The sequence below is a fragment of the Klebsiella sp. 4_1_44FAA genome (assembly GCF_000238715.1).
GTDB classification, from domain to species: domain Bacteria; phylum Pseudomonadota; class Gammaproteobacteria; order Enterobacterales; family Enterobacteriaceae; genus Klebsiella; species Klebsiella pneumoniae.
This window is the reverse complement of record NZ_JH414799.1, coordinates 1,002,594-1,019,915: the sequence shown is the minus strand read 5'-3', so window position 1 is coordinate 1,019,915 and position 17,322 is coordinate 1,002,594. Positions and strand designations below refer to the sequence as shown.

The following is a 17,322-nucleotide window of genomic DNA, read 5'->3' as shown; positions in this document are numbered from 1 at the left end:
CTTATCCTTTACGTTCGTTGTCTAACTGACACCATATTTCATCTGCCAGCGTGATAAATTGCCGGTCCCCGCTCTGCCGCCAGCGCATTTCATACCAGCCCGCCATCAGCAGCAGTACCCACGGGCGCCAGAGTGCAACCTGCCGCCAAAGCAGCTGCGCGTCGATGGCCGCCCGCCGGGCATACGCTTCTACCAGCCGACGGCGCTCGCCAGGCGTGATCCACACCGCGGCCAGCTCCAGCGCGATATCGCCATCGCCGGCATATTCCCAGTCGATCAGCCTCAGGCCGGACTCATTATGAATAATATTGCCGGCATGGACGTCCATGTGCAGCGGCGCCAGCCGCAGGGGACGGGGCTCGCCCTGGCGGCGCAGCCGCTGATGCCAGCGCAGCCAACGCGGCTTGCGCCGCGCCGGATCGCACCTCTGCCAGTACTGGGCCAGCAGTGGTGTGAGGCTAACCCGCCAGCCAAACCGCGGTTGCTGATGCAAATCATACAATAAGCCTGACAGCTGCGGGGAGGCCGGTAAGTCGCTTTTCACCTCCCCTGCGCAATACTCCACCACCATCCAGCAGGGTGAGTAAAACAGCGGGGTTGGCGCCAGCCTGGCAGGCAGTCGGCGGAGCGCGCGATACTGACGGCGAAAATAGTAAGTGGCGGCAGACGGATCGTGCGGCTGACGCAGCACGTGCCGCCGGTCGCCGTCGCTGATAATCACACTGCCGCCGCTGAGGCCACTCTGGCTCAGCGAGGCGACAGGATGATAATGGGGAAAGAAGCGCGACAAGAGCTCGTCGCGCGTTAGCTTATTGTTGCTGAACAGCACCTTTACCTGACCAGATTATCTCACCGGTTTGCACCAGCATGAGCTGCATTTTCAGCTCAGGCGCGTTGACGTTGCCGGTGGCATTGGAGTAAAGCACATACTGCGCGCCCACGTTGCGGGCGATGCCCATGGCTTTGCTGCGGCTGCCGAGGCTGTCCTGCGGCGACAGGCCCAGCTGCTGCTTGGCGACCGCCAGCTGCTGCGCCGATACCAGGGTAAATTTGCCGTTACCGGCCAGCGCACTACGTAGCGCAGTGGTGGCTTCTCCAGCATTCAGCGAACCGTTGGTGCGGTTGTTCACGCTGTCAACCAGCAGAATACTGCCGGCATTGACCCCACTCGCCTGCAGCATCTGCCCCACCAGCGGCTGAACCGCGCCGTTCCAGTCATAATGACGCACGCGCGGCGCCGGCTGACCCGACTGCTGATCCTGATGCTCAATCGGCCCAGGCTGCGCCGGGACAGAGGGCACCGCCGGTACGGTCGGCACCGTGGGCTGCGGCTGCGCAGGCTGCTGCGGCTGCGGTTTGGCCTCTTCTACCGGCGCGGGCTGCTCCCGCAACCCCGCACAGCCTGCGAGGAATATCGCCAGTGCTGTGATTAACGCATAGCGACACATTTTCATCATTATAATTACCCCTTACAGATAAAGATAAAGGCGGGCCTTATGCGCCCCCAGGATATTGGCGCTGCCATATAACGTGACCGAGGAGCGGGCCGGTACCACGATGGTGCGCGGCGCGTCCAGCGGATGCATCTCCAGCCCTCGGGCGTCATACCAGAAAAAACGATAGTGCACGGTAACCGGCTGCTGGCGCTCGTTATATAGCGTTGAGGAGGCGGTAGCCTGAATCTCTGTCGCCACGACGGCAGGCTCGCTGGCGCTGATCCCCGCCGCCAGCACGCTCGACTCCATCACCAGCGCCTGCTGGTCAGAAACCGGGATCTCCGGGTGTGAACTACACCCGGCGAGTAGCCCCGCCGCCAGACACGCGCCCAAAAGGGTCCTGAGCATGACGTTAGCCTTTGTGCGCCAGCATCGGGCCAAGCGGACGACCGCCCAGCAGATGCATATGGATATGGTACACTTCCTGGCCGCCGTGGCGGTTGCAGTTGACGATCAACCGATAGCCATCGTCGGCAAGACCTTCATCGCGGGCGATCTTCGCCGCGACGGTCATCATCCGGCCCAGCGCCAGCTCATGTTCAGCGGTGACGTCATTTACGGTAGGAATCAGAACATTCGGGACAATCAGAATATGGGTGGGCGCCTGCGGGGAGATGTCGCGAAAAGCGGTCACAAGCTCATCCTGATAGACAATATCCGACGGGATCTCCCGGCGAATGATTTTGCTGAAAATCGTTTCTTCTGCCATGACTGATTCCTTATAAGTTTTATCCCGTGCGCTGGCCTGCTTCTGCAGATAAACGCGGACGCACAGGTTCCGCTAAGAGTATGAGCGACATTCTCCCTCTCTTTCAACCTGAAAGCTCTTTTTCTTATTCAACTATAGACTTAGCTGCTGAGGGAATAAGCATATGGCGGACTGTTTTCAGGGTTATCGCTTGTGGGGCACCGACTTTAGCGCATAAAAAAGGCAGCCAGTTGGCTGCCTTAGTCTCCCCGATACTACGTCTTAACTGTTACGGATGTACTCATCCATTTCAGTTTTCAGGTTATCGGACTTGGTACCGAAGATGGCCTGTACGCCAGAACCTGCCACTACCACGCCAGCGGCGCCCAGTTTTTTCAGGCCAGCCTGGTCAACTTTCGCTACATCCGCCACGCTAACACGCAGACGAGTAATACATGCGTCGAGGTTGGTGATGTTCTCTTTACCGCCGAAAGCGGCGACCAGAGCCGGAGCCATCTCGCTGGTGGCGCCAGCTTTGCTCTCTTCGGTGGTGTCTTCACGACCCGGTGTTTTCAGATCCAGGGCTTTAATCAGCACACGGAAAATGACGTAGTACACGATCGCATAGCAGATACCAACAATCGGGAACAGCCACAGTTTGCTGCTGTTACCGGACAACACGATAAAGTCGATCAGGCCGTGAGAGAACGAGGTACCGTCACGCATACCCAGCAGGATACAGATCGGGAACGCCAGGCCCGCCAGAATGGCATGGATAACGTACAGGATCGGAGCCACGAACATGAACGAGAACTCGATCGGCTCGGTGATACCGGTCAGGAACGAGGTCAGCGCGGCGGAGATCATGATACCGCCCACTTTGGCGCGGTTTTCCGGTTTAGCAGAGTGCCAAATAGCGATAGCCGCTGCCGGCAGACCATACATTTTGAACAGGAAGCCGCCAGACAGTTTGCCCGCCGTCGGGTCGCCTGCCATGTAGCGCGGGATATCGCCGTGGAACACCTGACCAGCCGCGTTGGTGTATTCGCCGATCTGCATCTGGAAAGGAACGTTCCAGATGTGATGCAGACCAAACGGCACCAGGCAACGTTCGATGAAACCGTAGATACCAAACGCCACCACTGGGTTCTGATAAGCAGCCCACTGGGAGAAGGTTTGGATCGCGGAGCCGATCGGCGGCCAAATGAAGGAGAGGATCACGCCGGTGAAGATAGCGGCCAGACCAGAGATAATCGGCACAAAACGCTTGCCCGCAAAGAAGCCGAGATATTCTGGCAGCTTGATGCGATAGAAGCGGTTGAACATGTAGGCGGCGATAGCACCGGAGATAATACCGCCAAGCACGCCGGTATCAGCAAGGTGTTTTGCCGCAATCTCGTCAGCAGGTAAATGCAGCACCAGCGGCGCAACAACCGCCATGGTTTTCACCATGATGCCGTAAGCCACGACTGCAGCCAGTGCGGATACACCGTCGTTATTGGTGAAGCCGAGGGCCACACCGATAGCGAAGATCAGCGGCATATTGGCGAAAACTGAACCGCCTGCTTCTGCCATAACGTGGGAGACCACGGCTGGCAGCCAGCTGAAGTTAGCGGAACCGACGCCCAGCAGGATACCTGCGATAGGCAGTACGGATACCGGCAGCATCAGCGATTTACCGACCTTCTGCAGGTTAGCAAATGCATTCTTAAACATAATTGAGAGTGCTCCTGAGTATTTGGTACTTTTTTACGCTTTCACGCATTGGCCCGGGGGGAGAACCGTGCCGTGGACAGGACATCTAAGCGCCCTTTATTTATTACACAGAGTAAAATAATTAACGGGATGATTGTTTGACGGCTATCACGTTTCAATCAGCCTTCCGGTAAAAATTTACATCAACTTACATAAATTGTATCCAGATGTTGCTAAAAAACCTTCACCGCCACTTTTGTGGCGGTGAACTTTACTCGCTTTGGCTATTAATTACGAGCCTTAAAATAATAAGCAGATCAAGCAGGTTGCAAACGGGCGGGGTCGATGTGGAACAGGGTGGCAAAATTGTCGGTGGTCTGCTGAGCCAGCTGCTCAAGCGACACCCCCTTCAGTACCGCCATATACTCGGCAACGTCACGGACCAGCGCCGGCTGGTTCTCTTTGCCGCGGTGGGGGACCGGCGCCAGGTACGGCGAATCGGTTTCAACCAGCAGGCGATCCAGCGGCACGTAGCGCGCCGCACCACGCAGCTGCTCGGCGTTACGAAAAGTGACGATACCGGAAAACGAGATATAGAACCCCATATCGAGCAGCTTGCCCGCTGTCTCCCTGTCCTCAGTGAAACAGTGTAGTACGCCACCGCAATCCGTCACCTTTTCTTCGCGCAAAATAGCCAGAGTATCGGCACGCGCGTCACGGGTATGGACGATCACCGGCTTATTGAGCTCACGGCCGATACGAATGTGGTCGCGGAACGAGCTTTGCTGTTGGGCTTTAGTTTCCGGGGTATAAAAATAATCCAGACCGGTCTCCCCCATCGCCACGACGCCCTCTTCCGCTGCCAGCGCGCGCAGAGTCTCTACCTCCCAGGGCTCGTCCTGGTTTAATGGGTGTACGCCACAGGAGAAGACGACGTTGTCACGCGTCCCCACCAGTTCGCGCATACTGCGGTAGCCAGGCAGCGTCGTGGCGACGGCGAGGCAAAATTTCACATCGCGTGCGGCCGCTTTTGCCAGCACGTCGTCGACGTTTTTGTGTAGAGTTTGATAATCCAGACCATCAAGATGGCAGTGGGAGTCGACTAAAAACATAATGTCTCACTCAGAGGTGGGAGACGGGTAAAACCGTCCCGGGTTGCAGGTAATGTTCCCAGCGCAGCAGGCGCTCGGTAAGCAGCAGTTCGCGGTTGACACCGACAACGTTGAGCAATTGCTCGCGGCAGGTACAGACGTCATGGGCAATCGCCTGCAGCCGGGCGGCGGGCAGGCTGTGCGCCAGCTGCTCCAGCAGCGGCCAGACGTCAGGGTTACTCACCAGGGTAATCCCCTGCTGTCGTTTTTGCGCATCGACCAGCAGCGACGCCAGCCAGTGCAGGCGAACCGCCGCCTGTTCATGATTGAGTATCGGCAGCAGCGCCAGCCAGTCATCGCTCGCCAGGGTAGCCGCCAGCGCCTGACACAACTGCTGCCGCGCCGTCCACAGCGGTTCCTGTAACAGTTCGAGCGCCGCAGCCGGCGCGCTGGCGCACAGGCGTAACGCGGTCAACAATGACTCCTGCGGCAGGCTCACCTCACGCTCCAGCCAGGCCAGAGCATAAGGCTCAGACGGCGGCGCCAGATGATGCAGGCGACAGCGGCTGCGCAGAGTGGTCAGCAGACGCGCCGGCTCCTCGCAGGCGAGGAAGAACCAGGTATTCTCCGGGGGCTCCTCCAGCGTTTTCAGCAACGCGTTGGCGGCGGCATCGGTCAGCAAGGCAGCATCGCTAATCCAGACCACTTTTGCCCCACCAAGGCGCGCATGTTCATAGAGCTTTTCATTGACATCGCGCACCGCGTCAATACCCAGCGCACTCTTGCCCTTCTCGGGGCTGAGCGCATAGTAATCGGGGTGCGTGCCGGCCTGCATCAGCTGACAGCTATGGCAGTGGCCGCAGCTTTTATGTCCTTCGGGCTGGCGGCACATCAGGAAGCGGCACAGCGCGTAAATCAACGCCTCGCCGCCCATCCCGTTCAGGGACTGTAACAGTAAGGCGTGGTGGCCTCGTCCGGCCTGATAGCTACCGACCAGTTGCTCGAACGAGGGGCGCAGCCACGGATACCATTTCATGCCGCTTGCTCCGCCATCCACTGGGCGATCGTGGCGCGAATGTCGCGCGCCACGGCATCCAGCGGCTGAGTTGCGTCAACCGTGCGGATAGAAGGATCGGCGGCGGCCAGCTCAAGATAGCGCGCGCGGGTACGGTTGAAAAAGTTCATGGACTCCTGCTCAATGCGATCCAGCTCGCCGCGGGCCCGGGCGCGCTGCAGCCCCACTTCCGGCGTGACGTCGAGATACAGCGTCAGATTGGGGCGAAAATCACCGAGTACCGCGTCGCGCAGCGTCGCCAGCATCGTGCGGTCAATTCCCCGGCCGCCGCCCTGATAGGCCTGCGTCGACAGATCGTGACGATCGCCGATCACCCACTGGCCGCGGGCCAGCGCGGGCTTAATCACGGTCTCCACCAACTGGACGCGCGCCGCGTAAAACATCAGCACTTCCGCTTTATCGTTAATCACTTCATCGCCCGTGGACTGGATATCCAGCACCAGGCTACGCAGTTTTTCGGCAAGGATTGTGCCCCCCGGCTCGCGGGTAAACACCATATCGTGAATACCCGCCGACTGCAGCGTCTCCACCACCAGTTGACGTGCGGTGGTCTTCCCGGCGCCCTCCAGCCCCTCGATGACGATATAGTTACTGCGCATTTTTTTCCTTAAGTACTTTCAGATAATCCTGCACCGCACGGTTATGACTGACCAGGTTTGTGGTAAACGTATGGCCCCCTTTCCCGTCGGCGACGAAATAAAGATATGGCGTTTTCGCCGGATGGGCGGCCGCCTTCAGCGAGGCCTCGCCCGGCACCGCGATAGGGCCCGGCGGCAAACCGCTGATGGTATAAGTATTGTATGCGGTCGGCGTCTCGAGATCCTTACGCGTTAACTTACCAGTATATCCTTCGCCCATCCCGTAGATTACGGTCGGATCGGTCTGCAAGCGCATACCGATGCGCAGGCGGTTGATAAATACCGACGCGACGCGGTCGCGCTCTTCCGCTACCGCGGTCTCTTTTTCAATAATCGAGGCCATGGTCAACAGCTGGTTCTGATCGGCATAGGGCAGATTCTCCATCCGTCCTTCCCAGACCTTCGCCACTTCGGCGACCATTTTCTGATGCGCGCGCTTGAGGATGGCGATATCGCTGGTGTTGGCGGTGTACATCCAGGTATCCGGCCAGAACCAGCCCTCTACCCAGTCGGCATGCTCAAGACCTAATGCCTTAGCCACCGTCGCGTAGCTATCGTCTTCAAGCGTGTGCTTCACGTACGGGGCATCGCGCAGCTGGCGCAGGTAGTCGCTGACGCGCATGCCTTCGACAAAGCGCAGCGGAAACTGCGCCTCTTTGCCGCTGGCCAGCAGCTGCAACATCTCGCGCACCGTCATTTGCGGCGTGAAGCGATAGGTCCCGGCCTTGAAGTGAGACAGCTCAGGTTCCACCCGCAGCAGCCACTGGAAAACGCGCGGGCGATTGATCACCTTCTCGCGATAGAGATCCTGGCCCAGCGCCAGCCGGCCGGTGCCGGCTTCGAGGGTAAAGATGGTCTCTTCCTTAATCAGCAGCTTGCTGTCCGCCAGCTGGCGTACCTTCCACATGCCTGCCGCCGCGGCGATGCCCAACAGCACGACCAGCAACAGGATAAAACGTAACATTTTCTTCATACTAACCAGACAGCTCACACAAAGGGGCTAAAAAATGGTAAAGCTCACGCGAGGACCAGGTGGTCTCCTCCCAGCGGCGAACCGGCACCAGCGGCATCAGCGCATTGCAGATCAGCACTTCATCGGCCTCCCGCAACGTCTCGGGACGCGCTGTCACTTCGACAACGCGAAACGTCGATGGTGCCAGCTGCGCGATACAGCGCTGCCGCATAATGCCGTTGACCCCGGCATAATCGAGTCGCGGAGTAAATACATCACGTCCCTGACGCCAGAATAAATTCGCGGCACAGCATTCCGTAAGCCACCCGTCACTGTCAAGGACCAGCGCCTCATCGGCGTCCGTCTGCTCAAGATGAGAGCGGATCAGCACCTGCTCAAGGCGATTAAGGTGCTTCAGGCCGGCAAGCCAGGAGTTGCGCCCCAGGGGCACCGGACTCTGGGTCAGAGTAATGCCCTCCTCCCGCCAGCGCGCATAATGCGCCGGGAATGGAGAGAAGCTGAGAATGCGAGTGGGCGACACGCAGCCTGCCGTACTGTATCCCCTTCCCCCAACGCCGCGGGTGAGAGTCACCTTGAGCACGCCCTGCGCGTGCGGCCGAGCCAGACGCTGCATCTCTTCGCTCAGCGTCAGCCAGTCGTTAAATGGGATATGTAATTTTTCACAGGTTGTCTGTAAACGCTGCAGATGGGCGTCCAGTAGCGCAACCTGCCCTTGCTGGATGCGGGCGGTGGTAAAACAGCCGTCGCCAAACTGGGTGGCGCGATCGTTCGCTGCCAACGTGTCCTGTACAACGCCGTTTATCAAGAACATAAAGGACTCCTTTTCACTGGTCGGTCAGTGTGTCAGGACCCAGAGCAGAGAACAAGGGGAGAAAGCTGAATAAAAAAGGCCCGACGAACGGGCCTTTTGTTAAAGCAGTGCCGGGGCAAGCCCTGTCACACTTTTTTGAAGATCAGCGAACCGTTAGTGCCGCCAAAGCCGAAGGAGTTGCACAGGGTGTACTCCATACCGGAAACCTGACGCGCTTCGTGTGGAACGAAGTCGAGGTCGCAGCCTTCATCCGGGTTGTCGAGGTTGATCGTCGGCGGAACCGCCTGATCGCGCAACGCCAGGATAGAGTAAATCGACTCTACCGCCCCTGCCGCACCCAGCAGATGCCCGGTCATGGATTTGGTAGAGCTCACTAGTACGCGGCTCGCCGCATCACCGAAGACAGACTTAACCGCCTGCGCTTCCGCTTTATCGCCGGCCGGCGTCGAGGTGCCGTGGGCGTTGACGTAGCCGATCTGGCCCGGTTCGATGCCCGCATCGCGAATAGCATTCACCATTGCCAGCGCTGCGCCCGCGCCATCTTCCGGCGGTGACGTCATGTGGTAAGCATCGCTGCTCATGCCGAAGCCAACTATCTCGGCGTAGATTTTGGCGCCGCGTTTTTTGGCATGCTCGTACTCTTCCAGCACCACCATACCCGCGCCGTCGCCCAGCACGAAGCCGTCACGATCTTTATCCCACGGACGGCTCGCCGCCTGCGGGTTGTCATTGCGCGTGGAGAGCGCACGCGCCGCGCCGAAGCCGCCCACGCCAAGCGGGGTACTGGCTTTTTCCGCGCCGCCTGCCACCATCGCATCGGCATCGCCATAGGCGATGATGCGCGCGGCCTGGCCGATGTTGTGCACGCCTGAAGTACACGCGGTCGCGATAGAGATACTTGGCCCACGCAGACCAAACATGATGGTCAGATGGCCGGCCACCATGTTAACAATTGTGGAAGGAACGAAGAATGGGCTGATCTTGCGCGGTCCGCCGTTAACCAGCGAACTGTGGTTTTCTTCGATCAAGCCGAGACCGCCGATACCGGAGCCGATAGCGGCGCCAATACGGGTTGCATTCTCTTCCGTCACTTCAAGGCCAGAATCCTGCATGGCCTGAACGCCAGCGACAATTCCATATTGAATGAAGGCATCCATCTTGCGCTGTTCTTTGCGCGAGATAATGTCATCACAGTTAAAATCCTTTACTAAGCCAGCAAATTTCGTTGCATAGGCGCTAGTATCGAAATGGTCGATCAGGCTGATGCCACTCTGACCGGCAAGGAGAGCTTTCCAGGTAGACTCTACGGTATTGCCGACAGGAGACAACATGCCCAGTCCGGTCACAACTACACGACGCTTAGACACGTTTGTCCTCCAGGGAGGGAAAATAGATTCTTGTGGGACAAAAAAAGATAAAACTCAGGCGGTCGAATGACCGCCTGGAGATGTTCACTTACGCCTGGTGGCCGTTGATGTAATCAATGGCAGCCTGAACGGTGGTGATTTTCTCAGCTTCTTCGTCCGGAATCTCAGTATCAAACTCTTCTTCCAGAGCCATTACCAGCTCAACGGTGTCAAGAGAATCAGCGCCCAGGTCTTCAACGAAGGAAGCATTGTTGGTAACTTCTTCCTGCTTAACGCCCAGCTGCTCGCCGATAATTTTCTTAACGCGTTCTTCGATAGTGCTCATACTCTTAAATTTCCTATCAAAACTCGCTTTCGCGATGGTTTTCGTAGTGTATAAAATGTTGAAAAATTTGCAACTAAATCCCGGCAGGTCTTACCACGATTTTGCGCTATTTTGAGGCCGTTTGCCCTAAGAACGCAAATCTTTTCGCACAAAACCGCACAGAGAACCGTGCGAAGTGCGCGGTTCCTGAACGTTTTGCACAAATCTCGGTCAGACCATGTACATTCCGCCGTTGACGTGCAGCGTTTCACCAGTGATGTAACTTGCTTCGTCAGAGGCTAAAAATGCAACCGCGCTGGCGATTTCATTTGGGGTGCCAAGGCGCCCCGCAGGAACTGCCGCCAGCGTACCCGCACGCTGCTCATCGGTCAGCGCACGCGTCATGTCCGTTTCAATAAAGCCCGGAGCAACAACGTTTACAGTAATACCGCGGGACGCAACTTCACGCGCCAGTGATTTACTGAAGCCGATCAGACCCGCTTTCGCCGCGGCGTAGTTGGCCTGACCCGCATTTCCCATGGTACCAACCACAGAACCGATAGTGATAATACGTCCATGACGCTTTTTCATCATAGCGCGCATTACCGCTTTTGACAGACGGAAAACCGATGACAGGTTGGTTTCGATAATATCGTTCCACTCGTCATCTTTCATGCGCATTAACAGATTGTCGCGAGTGATCCCGGCATTATTCACCAGGATATCCACTTCGCCAAACTCTGCGCGCACATTTTCCAGAACAGATTCAATAGATGCCGGGTCGGTCACATTCAACATCAGACCTTTACCATTGGCGCCTAAATAGTCGCTGATCGCCTGCGCGCCGCTTTCGCTGGTCGCAGTACCGATAACTTTCGCGCCACGGGCGACGAGCGTTTCAGCGATAGCACGGCCAATACCGCGGCTTGCACCGGTAACCAGCGCGATTTTTCCTTCAAAACTCATGGTTTTCCTCTTTTATTGCTCAAGCGCCGCAGACATCGCCGCCGGCTCGTTAAGCGCGGAAGCGGTCAGGGTGTCAACAATACGTTTGGTCAGGCCGGTGAGGACTTTACCCGGGCCAACCTCATACAGGTGCGATACGCCCTCGGTAGCCATAAACTCAACGGTTTTGGTCCACTGCACCGGGCTGTACAGCTGGCGCACCAGCGCGTCGCGAATGGCGTCCGGCGCGGTTTCGCACTTCACGTCGACGTTATTCACCACCGGAATCGTCGGCGCGTTGAAGGTGATTTTCTGCAGCTCTACCGCCAGTTTTTCTGCGGCTGGCTTCATCAGCGCGCAGTGGGACGGCACGCTCACCGGCAGCGGCAGCGCGCGTTTGGCGCCGGCGGCTTTACAGGCGGCGCCAGCGCGTTCAACGGCCTCTTTGTGCCCGGCGATAACCACCTGGCCCGGGGAATTGTAGTTCACCGGAGAGACCACCTGCCCTTCGGCAGACTCTTCACAGGCTTTGGCGATAGCGGCGTCGTCCAGACCGATAATCGCGGACATGGCGCCGGTACCTTCCGGTACGGCTTCCTGCATGAATTTACCACGCAGCTCAACCAGGCGAACGGCATCAGCGAAACCGATAACGCCCGCGCATACCAGCGCGGAGTATTCGCCGAGGCTGTGACCCGCCAGCAGCGCTGGCGCTTTGCCGCCCTGCTGTTGCCAGACGCGGTACAGCGCCACGGAGGCGGCGAGCAGCGCCGGTTGAGTCTGCCAGGTCTTATTCAGTTCTTCTGCCGGGCCCTGTTGCGTCAGCGCCCACAGATCGTAACCCAACGCTGCGGAAGCTTCACCGAAGGTCTCTTCAATGACCGGCCAGGCGGCAGCCATTTCGGCCAGCATGCCTACGGCCTGAGAGCCCTGCCCCGGGAACACAAATGCGAATTGCGTCATGTTTAAATCCTTATACTAAAAACGAACCAGCGCGGAACCCCAGGTGAAACCGCCACCAAAGGCTTCCAGCAAAATCAGCTGACCGCGCTGAATACGGCCATCGCGGACGGCCTCATCCAGCGCGCAAGGGACTGACGCCGCGGAGGTGTTGCCATGGCGGTCGAGGGTTACAACGACGTTATCCATCGACATACCCAGTTTCTTCGCCGTCGCGCTGATAATACGCAGGTTAGCCTGATGCGGCACCAGCCAGTCCAGCGCTGAACGTTCAAGATTATTCGCTGCCAGCGTTTCATCAACGATGTGCGCCAGCTCGGTGACCGCTACTTTGAAGACTTCGTTGCCGGCCATCGTCAGATAGATCGGGTTTTCCGGATCGACGCGATCGGCGTTCGGCAGGGTCAGCAGTTCGCCATAGCTGCCGTCGGCATGCAGATGCGTCGAGATAATGCCCGGCTCTTCGGAGGCGCCCAGCACAACCGCGCCGGCGCCGTCGCCGAAAATAATAATCGTTCCGCGATCCGCCGGATCGCAGGTGCGCGCCAGCACATCGGCGCCAACAACCAGCGCATAATCTACCGCGCCGTTCTTCACATACTGATCGGCGACGCTTAGCGCATAGGTGAAACCGGCGCAGGCGGCGGCGACATCAAACGCCGGGCAACCCTTAACGCCCAGCATTGACTGGATCTGGCATGCAGAACTCGGAAACGCGTGCGTGCCGGAGGTGGTCGCAACGATAATCAGACCAATTTGCTCCGCGGACACGCCCGCCATCGCCAGCGCCTGCTTTGCGGCTTCAAAGCCCATCGTAGCAACTGTTTCATGCGCTGCGGCAATACGACGCTCACGGATACCTGTGCGGGTGACAATCCACTCGTCAGAGGTTTCTACCATTTTTTCCAGGTCGGCGTTTGTACGCACTTGCTCGGGCAGATAGCTGCCGGTACCAATAATCTTCGTATACATGTACGCTCAGTCACTCTTGGGTGATATACCCGCCTCGTTCAACCGCCGCGGCGTCAATCGTGGCCATTCGTCCCGCTTTGCTGTCGGGCGTTCACGTCACTGTCGCTTTCCGGCAGCTCGAAACCAGCTGGGTATAAAGATTCCAGGCGCGCGGCGATCCGCTGAGGGATCTGCCGCTGCACCGCCTGCACTGCCTGCTCTATCGCGACGCTAAAGGCGCGTTGATTGGCAGCACCATGACTCTTGATCACGGAACCGCGCAATCCTAACAGACAGGCGCCATTATACTGGTCGGGGTTGAGGTGACTGAATCGCCTCGCCAGGCTTTTTTGTAACCAACGTTTTAGTAACAGCAGCCACCACGACCGTTTTTTGCCCTCTCCCTGAGATTTCAGCAGTGAAAGGAACATTCTGACAACACCTTCCATGGTTTTTAATGTGACGTTGCCCGTGAATCCATCACAAACCAGCACATCGGTTTTTCCGGTCAACAGTTCATTGGCTTCAAGATAGCCGATGTAGTTGAGGGAAGGCAGCGTTTTGAGCACTGCGGCAGCATCGCGGATGCTGCCGAGGCCTTTCATCTCTTCTTCGCCGATGTTCAACAAAGCGACGCGGGGGTTGGCAATGCCGACCACTTCTTCCGCCAGCACCGCGCCCATTACCGCGAACTGCACCAGCATCGTGCTGTCGCAATCGACGTTGGCGCCGAGATCCAGCACCACGGTTTTGCCCTTCTGCTGGTGCGGTAAAACCGTCACCAGCGCCGGCCGCTCAATACCTTCGATCGGTTTGAGCAGCAGTTTCGCCAGCCCCATCAGCGCGCCGGTGTTGCCAGCGCTGACGCAGGCTTGCGCCCGCCCTTCTTTCACAAGCTCCAGCGCCACGCGCATTGAGCTTCCGCGACTGCTGCGGATAGCCTGCGCGGGTCGCGCATCACTGGCAATAACTGACTGCGCAGGAATAATCTGCAGACGCGAACGTTGTTCGAAGTCAGCTTTGGCGAGTAATGGCGTGATGGCGTCGGGATCGCCGACTAAAAGAAGTGTGAGTTGCGAATTAGAGTTCAGTGCCTGCAGTGCTGCAGGCACCGTCACGGATGGGCCGAAATCGCCCCCCATGACATCTAACGCCAGGGTTAGACGTGTCAAGGTATCGTCGCTGCCCGGTTCGGTGATTCCCCAGTTGCCCGGGGAGTCCTCACTAAGCTTCATCACGCTGGCACCCGCGAATATTCACGCTGCAGACGCAACAATCCGGGCATAAATGCCCCCAGCGACCGGGTTAACCGAGTTTCCAGGGACGCACACGCCCGCCATGGCCTGCAACGGGAAATCCTGCGAGTATCGCGTGATTACTTAGCGATAACCTTGCGACCGCGGTAGAAACCGTCGGCAGTGATGTGGTGACGCAGGTGTTTCTCACCAGAAGTTTTGTCTACAGACAGGCTGGTGACTGCGGTCAGCGCGTCATGGGAACGACGCATGCCACGTTTGGAACGGGTTGGTTTATTCTGTTGTACGGCCATGGACCTTACTCCTCAATTACTTACGCTTTAAGCTGGCTAATACGGCAAATGGGTTTGGTTTTTGTGCCTCTTCAGGCAGTTCGCCAAAGACCATGTCCGCGTCGGACACTTCACAGTGTTCAGAATCATGCACCGGAACTACGGGCAGGGAGAGGATAATTTCATCCTCGACCATTGCCTGCAGGTCGATTTCACCGAATTCGTTAACCTCAATCGGCTCATACGCTTCCGGTAGTGCTTCGGCCTGTTCGTCATTTCTGACGGGGCTAAAACAATACGTGGTGTGGACGTGATGGGAGAACGGTTTCCCGCAACGCTGGCATTCGAGAGTTACCGTTACCTTTGCATCGCCAGTAATAACGGCGAGACGCTGGTTATCGATAGCGAACGACATGCTGCATTCCACATCGCTGTCCACGCTGACTACAGAATCGGTTACACGTTCAACCTGATCGCGGGCATAGATGCCTTCGTAATCAAGGCGTTTTTGAGCCGTGCGTACCGGATCAAGAGTCAGGGGTAATTTTACCTTTTGCATAGGGCGCGCATATTAACTTTGTAATGTCATAGAGTCAAAGAAAAAGGCAGCCTCAGGTTGCCTTTTGCCATTTATTCGCACACATTGCGGCGCATAGTTTAAGATGATGCTCTGCGAAGCGCTATATGTGGATGAAAAAATATGTCTGATCTTATCCTCGCGTCAACCTCTCCCTGGCGGCGCATGCTGCTGGAAAAACTGGGTTTACCGTTTGAATGTGCCGCGCCTGACGTCGACGAAACGCCCCGGCCTGATGAATCCGCACGTCAGCTTGTCACCCGACTGGCGCAGGCCAAAGCGCAAAGTCTGGCCACACGCTTCCCTAATCACCTTATTATAGGCTCCGATCAGGTTTGCGTACTGGACGGTGAAATCACCGGCAAACCGCACACCGAGGAAAATGCCCGCAGGCAGTTAAGAAAGGCCAGCGGATCAATCATTACCTTTTATACCGGACTGGCGCTGTACAACTCTGCCAGCGGCCATCTACAAACCGAATGCGAACCCTTTGACGTTCACTTTCGCCATCTCAGTGATAAAGAGATAGAAGGCTATGTGCGCAAAGAGAACCCGCTGCAGTGCGCCGGGAGTTTCAAGAGCGAAGGATTGGGCATTACGCTGTTCGAACGGCTGGAAGGCCGCGACCCGAACACCCTGGTCGGTTTACCCTTAATCGCGCTCTGTCAGATGTTGCGCCGTGAAAACTACAACCCGCTGTTAGGCTGAGGCAAAAAAAACGGCGGAACTGATTCCGCCGTTGCGCTTATTTGCTCTTCCGTAGCACCTGTAAACAGTGCTTCAGCTGGTTGTCCAGCGGCGCCTCAACGCGCATCATCTCCCCGCTCCCCGGGTGGGTAAACTTCAGCGCCGCCGCGTGCAGGAACAGGCGGTTTAAGCCGGTAGCGGACAGCTGCTTGTCGAACTCGCGGTCGCCATAGCGGTCGTCAAAAGCGATAGGATGGCCGGCATACTGGGTATGAACGCGGATCTGATGCGTGCGGCCGGTGACCGGGCTGCAGCGCACCAGCGTGGCGAATTCGTAACGCTCTTCCACTTTAAAGCGCGTCTCCGACGGCTTGCCTTCCTGACTCACGCGAACGATGCGCTCCCCGCTCTGCAGAATATTCTTCAACAGCGGGGCCTGGACCACTTTGGTATGCGACTGCCACTGGCCGAGCACCAGCGCCAGATAATCTTTCTGCATGCCTTTATCGCGCAGTTGCTCGTGCAGCGAACGCAGCGCTGAGCGCTTTTTCGCCACCAGCAGCACGCCGGAGGTATCCCGGTCGAGACGATGCACCAGCTCAAGGAAGCGCGCCTCCGGGCGCAGGGCGCGCAGCCCTTCAATCACGCCGAAGCTCAGGCCGCTGCCGCCGTGTACCGCGGTACCAGAAGGCTTATTGAGCACCAGAATATGATCGTCTTCATAGAGGATCACCTCAGAGAGCGCGGCCACTTTCTGCAGGTGCGGCGATACCGCCTCTTCTTCACGCTCCGCCACGCGTACCGGCGGGATACGGACTTCATCGCCCGCTTCCAGCTTATACTCCGGCTTCACGCGCTTTTTGTTTACCCGCACCTCGCCTTTACGCAGGATGCGATAAATCATGCTCTTCGGTACGCCTTTCAATTGCGTACGCAAAAAGTTGTCGATACGTTGCCCCGCTTCATCAGCAGCAATGGCAACCATTTTTACGGTTGGGGTCTCAGTTTTCATGGTGCGCGATTCTAAATAGCCGGACGCATTAGCGCCACTCATTTTTATATGCTTATATTTATCATTATCCTGTTTTCACGGTTTACCTGACCGCCATTTTGTTTGTTATTAGAACAATCTGTATGGGCAGGTGATAAAACTGTGAGTAACCGGGTGATAAAAGGTGAAAGTCAACTTGCTATAACAAGGTTAGCAATGGAATAATGAGACCGTTTTCCGTATTGCAACTTGTTAGAACAAGACATTAGCGGAATGACCAATTTTGTCTGACCGATCGCCCACGCAGCAATGGCGTAAGACGTTGTGATCTTTCAGACAGTTAGCGGGCTGCGGGTTGCAGTCCTTACCGGTACAGGCTCTATGGATTTCAAGTCGCAGGAAGGCGTCAACTCCGGGACTCCCGGGAGCTCATCTGGATCGCCAGATCGAGGTGAGCAGGTTAAGCCACCATGCCTGCAACGCGAAAGACGACGAGTATAAATGGAATATTCTCTGGTGATACATCCCAGGCTGTTCCCCTGAAT

Annotated in this window: 20 protein-coding genes; 1 reads left to right on the top strand and 19 read right to left on the bottom strand. The window is 57.3% G+C overall.

What is annotated here, in order from left to right:
* Position 1: 1 nt before the first annotated feature.
* From thiK to yceD, 18 genes are all read right to left on the bottom strand, one after another.
* Positions 2-829, bottom strand: coding sequence for a thiamine kinase (gene thiK / locus HMPREF1024_RS15705; RefSeq protein ID WP_009308410.1), 828 nt, complete (start codon positions 827-829; stop codon positions 2-4).
* A complete protein-coding gene (gene lpoB, locus HMPREF1024_RS15710) occupies positions 810-1,448 on the bottom strand; it encodes a penicillin-binding protein activator LpoB (RefSeq protein ID WP_014342994.1) in 639 nt (212 codons plus the stop codon). The genes thiK and lpoB overlap by 20 nt, the downstream gene beginning before the upstream one ends.
* Before the next feature lie 21 nt (positions 1,449-1,469).
* Positions 1,470-1,844, bottom strand: a complete 375-nt coding sequence (locus tag HMPREF1024_RS15715; protein WP_002900683.1) for a YcfL family protein — start codon at positions 1,842-1,844, stop codon at positions 1,470-1,472.
* 4 nt (positions 1,845-1,848) lie between these two features.
* A complete protein-coding gene (gene hinT, locus HMPREF1024_RS15720; RefSeq protein ID WP_002900681.1) occupies positions 1,849-2,205 on the bottom strand; it encodes a purine nucleoside phosphoramidase in 357 nt (118 codons plus the stop codon).
* A gap of 261 nt (positions 2,206-2,466) precedes the next feature.
* Positions 2,467-3,900, bottom strand: coding sequence for a PTS glucose transporter subunit IIBC (gene ptsG, locus HMPREF1024_RS15725; protein ID WP_002900680.1), 1,434 nt, complete (start codon positions 3,898-3,900; stop codon positions 2,467-2,469).
* A gap of 296 nt (positions 3,901-4,196) precedes the next feature.
* On the bottom strand, positions 4,197-4,991 hold the full coding sequence (locus tag HMPREF1024_RS15730; protein ID WP_009308408.1) for a metal-dependent hydrolase: 795 nt from the start codon (positions 4,989-4,991) through the stop codon (positions 4,197-4,199).
* A gap of 10 nt (positions 4,992-5,001) precedes the next feature.
* Positions 5,002-6,006: a DNA polymerase III subunit delta' gene (holB, locus tag HMPREF1024_RS15735; RefSeq protein WP_009308406.1), complete on the bottom strand. Its 1,005-nt coding sequence runs from the start codon at positions 6,004-6,006 to the stop codon at positions 5,002-5,004.
* On the bottom strand, positions 6,003-6,644 hold the full coding sequence (gene tmk, locus HMPREF1024_RS15740) for a dTMP kinase (RefSeq protein WP_002900674.1): 642 nt from the start codon (positions 6,642-6,644) through the stop codon (positions 6,003-6,005). The genes holB and tmk overlap by 4 nt, the downstream gene beginning before the upstream one ends.
* Positions 6,634-7,656: a cell division protein YceG gene (yceG, locus tag HMPREF1024_RS15745; protein WP_004176577.1), complete on the bottom strand. Its 1,023-nt coding sequence runs from the start codon at positions 7,654-7,656 to the stop codon at positions 6,634-6,636. Before yceG ends, tmk begins: the two co-directional genes overlap by 11 nt.
* 1 nt (position 7,657) lies before the next feature.
* Entirely contained in the window at positions 7,658-8,467 is an 810-nt protein-coding gene (pabC, locus tag HMPREF1024_RS15750; protein ID WP_002900669.1) for an aminodeoxychorismate lyase, read from the bottom strand.
* 125 nt (positions 8,468-8,592) lie between these two features.
* A complete protein-coding gene (gene fabF / locus HMPREF1024_RS15755; RefSeq protein WP_002900666.1) occupies positions 8,593-9,834 on the bottom strand; it encodes a beta-ketoacyl-ACP synthase II in 1,242 nt (413 codons plus the stop codon).
* Between the two features lie 88 nt (positions 9,835-9,922).
* Positions 9,923-10,159, bottom strand: a complete 237-nt coding sequence (gene acpP / locus HMPREF1024_RS15760; protein ID WP_000103754.1) for an acyl carrier protein — start codon at positions 10,157-10,159, stop codon at positions 9,923-9,925.
* A gap of 210 nt (positions 10,160-10,369) precedes the next feature.
* Entirely contained in the window at positions 10,370-11,104 is a 735-nt protein-coding gene (gene fabG, locus HMPREF1024_RS15765) for a 3-oxoacyl-ACP reductase FabG (protein WP_002899294.1), read from the bottom strand.
* 12 nt (positions 11,105-11,116) lie between these two features.
* Entirely contained in the window at positions 11,117-12,046 is a 930-nt protein-coding gene (gene fabD, locus HMPREF1024_RS15770; protein ID WP_009308402.1) for an ACP S-malonyltransferase, read from the bottom strand.
* 15 nt (positions 12,047-12,061) lie between these two features.
* On the bottom strand, positions 12,062-13,015 hold the full coding sequence (locus tag HMPREF1024_RS15775) for a beta-ketoacyl-ACP synthase III (protein WP_002899288.1): 954 nt from the start codon (positions 13,013-13,015) through the stop codon (positions 12,062-12,064).
* Between the two features lie 53 nt (positions 13,016-13,068).
* Complete coding sequence (plsX, locus tag HMPREF1024_RS15780) at positions 13,069-14,166, bottom strand: phosphate acyltransferase PlsX (RefSeq protein WP_004224085.1); 1,098 nt, start codon at positions 14,164-14,166, stop codon at positions 13,069-13,071.
* 203 nt (positions 14,167-14,369) lie between these two features.
* Complete coding sequence (gene rpmF / locus HMPREF1024_RS15785) at positions 14,370-14,543, bottom strand: 50S ribosomal protein L32 (protein ID WP_000290724.1); 174 nt, start codon at positions 14,541-14,543, stop codon at positions 14,370-14,372.
* 16 nt (positions 14,544-14,559) lie between these two features.
* Entirely contained in the window at positions 14,560-15,081 is a 522-nt protein-coding gene (gene yceD, locus HMPREF1024_RS15790) for a 23S rRNA accumulation protein YceD (RefSeq protein ID WP_002899276.1), read from the bottom strand.
* 141 nt (positions 15,082-15,222) lie between these two features.
* On the opposite strand from yceD, the gene HMPREF1024_RS15795 reads away from it, so the two are divergent.
* The gene (locus HMPREF1024_RS15795; RefSeq protein WP_002899273.1) at positions 15,223-15,807 is read left to right on the top strand and encodes a nucleoside triphosphate pyrophosphatase; all 585 of its coding nucleotides are present in this window, start codon (positions 15,223-15,225) and stop codon (positions 15,805-15,807) included.
* A 37-nt stretch (positions 15,808-15,844) separates the two neighbouring features.
* Here the strand turns inward: HMPREF1024_RS15795 and rluC are convergent, their stop codons facing one another.
* Positions 15,845-16,798 carry a 23S rRNA pseudouridine(955/2504/2580) synthase RluC gene (gene rluC, locus HMPREF1024_RS15800; protein ID WP_148672056.1) on the bottom strand — a complete coding sequence of 318 codons (954 nt, stop codon included), beginning with the start codon at positions 16,796-16,798 and terminating at the stop codon, positions 15,845-15,847.
* Positions 16,799-17,322 lie beyond the last annotated feature (524 nt).

Excerpts from the sequence above, each read along its gene's own strand:
- tmk (WP_002900674.1), bottom strand. The coding sequence starts at position 6,644 with ATGCGCAGTAACTATATCGTCATCGAGGGGCTGGAGGGCGCCGGGAAG.
- rpmF (WP_000290724.1), bottom strand. The coding sequence starts at position 14,543 with ATGGCCGTACAACAGAATAAACCAACCCGTTCCAAACGTGGCATGCGT.
- fabD (WP_009308402.1), bottom strand. The coding sequence starts at position 12,046 with ATGACGCAATTCGCATTTGTGTTCCCGGGGCAGGGCTCTCAGGCCGTA.
- ptsG (WP_002900680.1), bottom strand. The coding sequence starts at position 3,900 with ATGTTTAAGAATGCATTTGCTAACCTGCAGAAGGTCGGTAAATCGCTG.
- HMPREF1024_RS15730 (WP_009308408.1), bottom strand. The coding sequence starts at position 4,991 with ATGTTTTTAGTCGACTCCCACTGCCATCTTGATGGTCTGGATTATCAA.
- hinT (WP_002900681.1), bottom strand. The coding sequence starts at position 2,205 with ATGGCAGAAGAAACGATTTTCAGCAAAATCATTCGCCGGGAGATCCCG.
- HMPREF1024_RS15715 (WP_002900683.1), bottom strand. The coding sequence starts at position 1,844 with ATGCTCAGGACCCTTTTGGGCGCGTGTCTGGCGGCGGGGCTACTCGCC.
- lpoB (WP_014342994.1), bottom strand. The coding sequence starts at position 1,448 with ATGTGTCGCTATGCGTTAATCACAGCACTGGCGATATTCCTCGCAGGC.
- pabC (WP_002900669.1), bottom strand. The coding sequence starts at position 8,467 with ATGTTCTTGATAAACGGCGTTGTACAGGACACGTTGGCAGCGAACGAT.
- rluC (WP_148672056.1), bottom strand. The coding sequence starts at position 16,798 with ATGAAAACTGAGACCCCAACCGTAAAAATGGTTGCCATTGCTGCTGAT.
- holB (WP_009308406.1), bottom strand. The coding sequence starts at position 6,006 with ATGAAATGGTATCCGTGGCTGCGCCCCTCGTTCGAGCAACTGGTCGGT.
- acpP (WP_000103754.1), bottom strand. The coding sequence starts at position 10,159 with ATGAGCACTATCGAAGAACGCGTTAAGAAAATTATCGGCGAGCAGCTG.
- HMPREF1024_RS15795 (WP_002899273.1), top strand. The coding sequence starts at position 15,223 with ATGTCTGATCTTATCCTCGCGTCAACCTCTCCCTGGCGGCGCATGCTG.
- fabG (WP_002899294.1), bottom strand. The coding sequence starts at position 11,104 with ATGAGTTTTGAAGGAAAAATCGCGCTGGTTACCGGTGCAAGCCGCGGT.
- HMPREF1024_RS15775 (WP_002899288.1), bottom strand. The coding sequence starts at position 13,015 with ATGTATACGAAGATTATTGGTACCGGCAGCTATCTGCCCGAGCAAGTG.
- yceG (WP_004176577.1), bottom strand. The coding sequence starts at position 7,656 with ATGAAGAAAATGTTACGTTTTATCCTGTTGCTGGTCGTGCTGTTGGGC.
- yceD (WP_002899276.1), bottom strand. The coding sequence starts at position 15,081 with ATGCAAAAGGTAAAATTACCCCTGACTCTTGATCCGGTACGCACGGCT.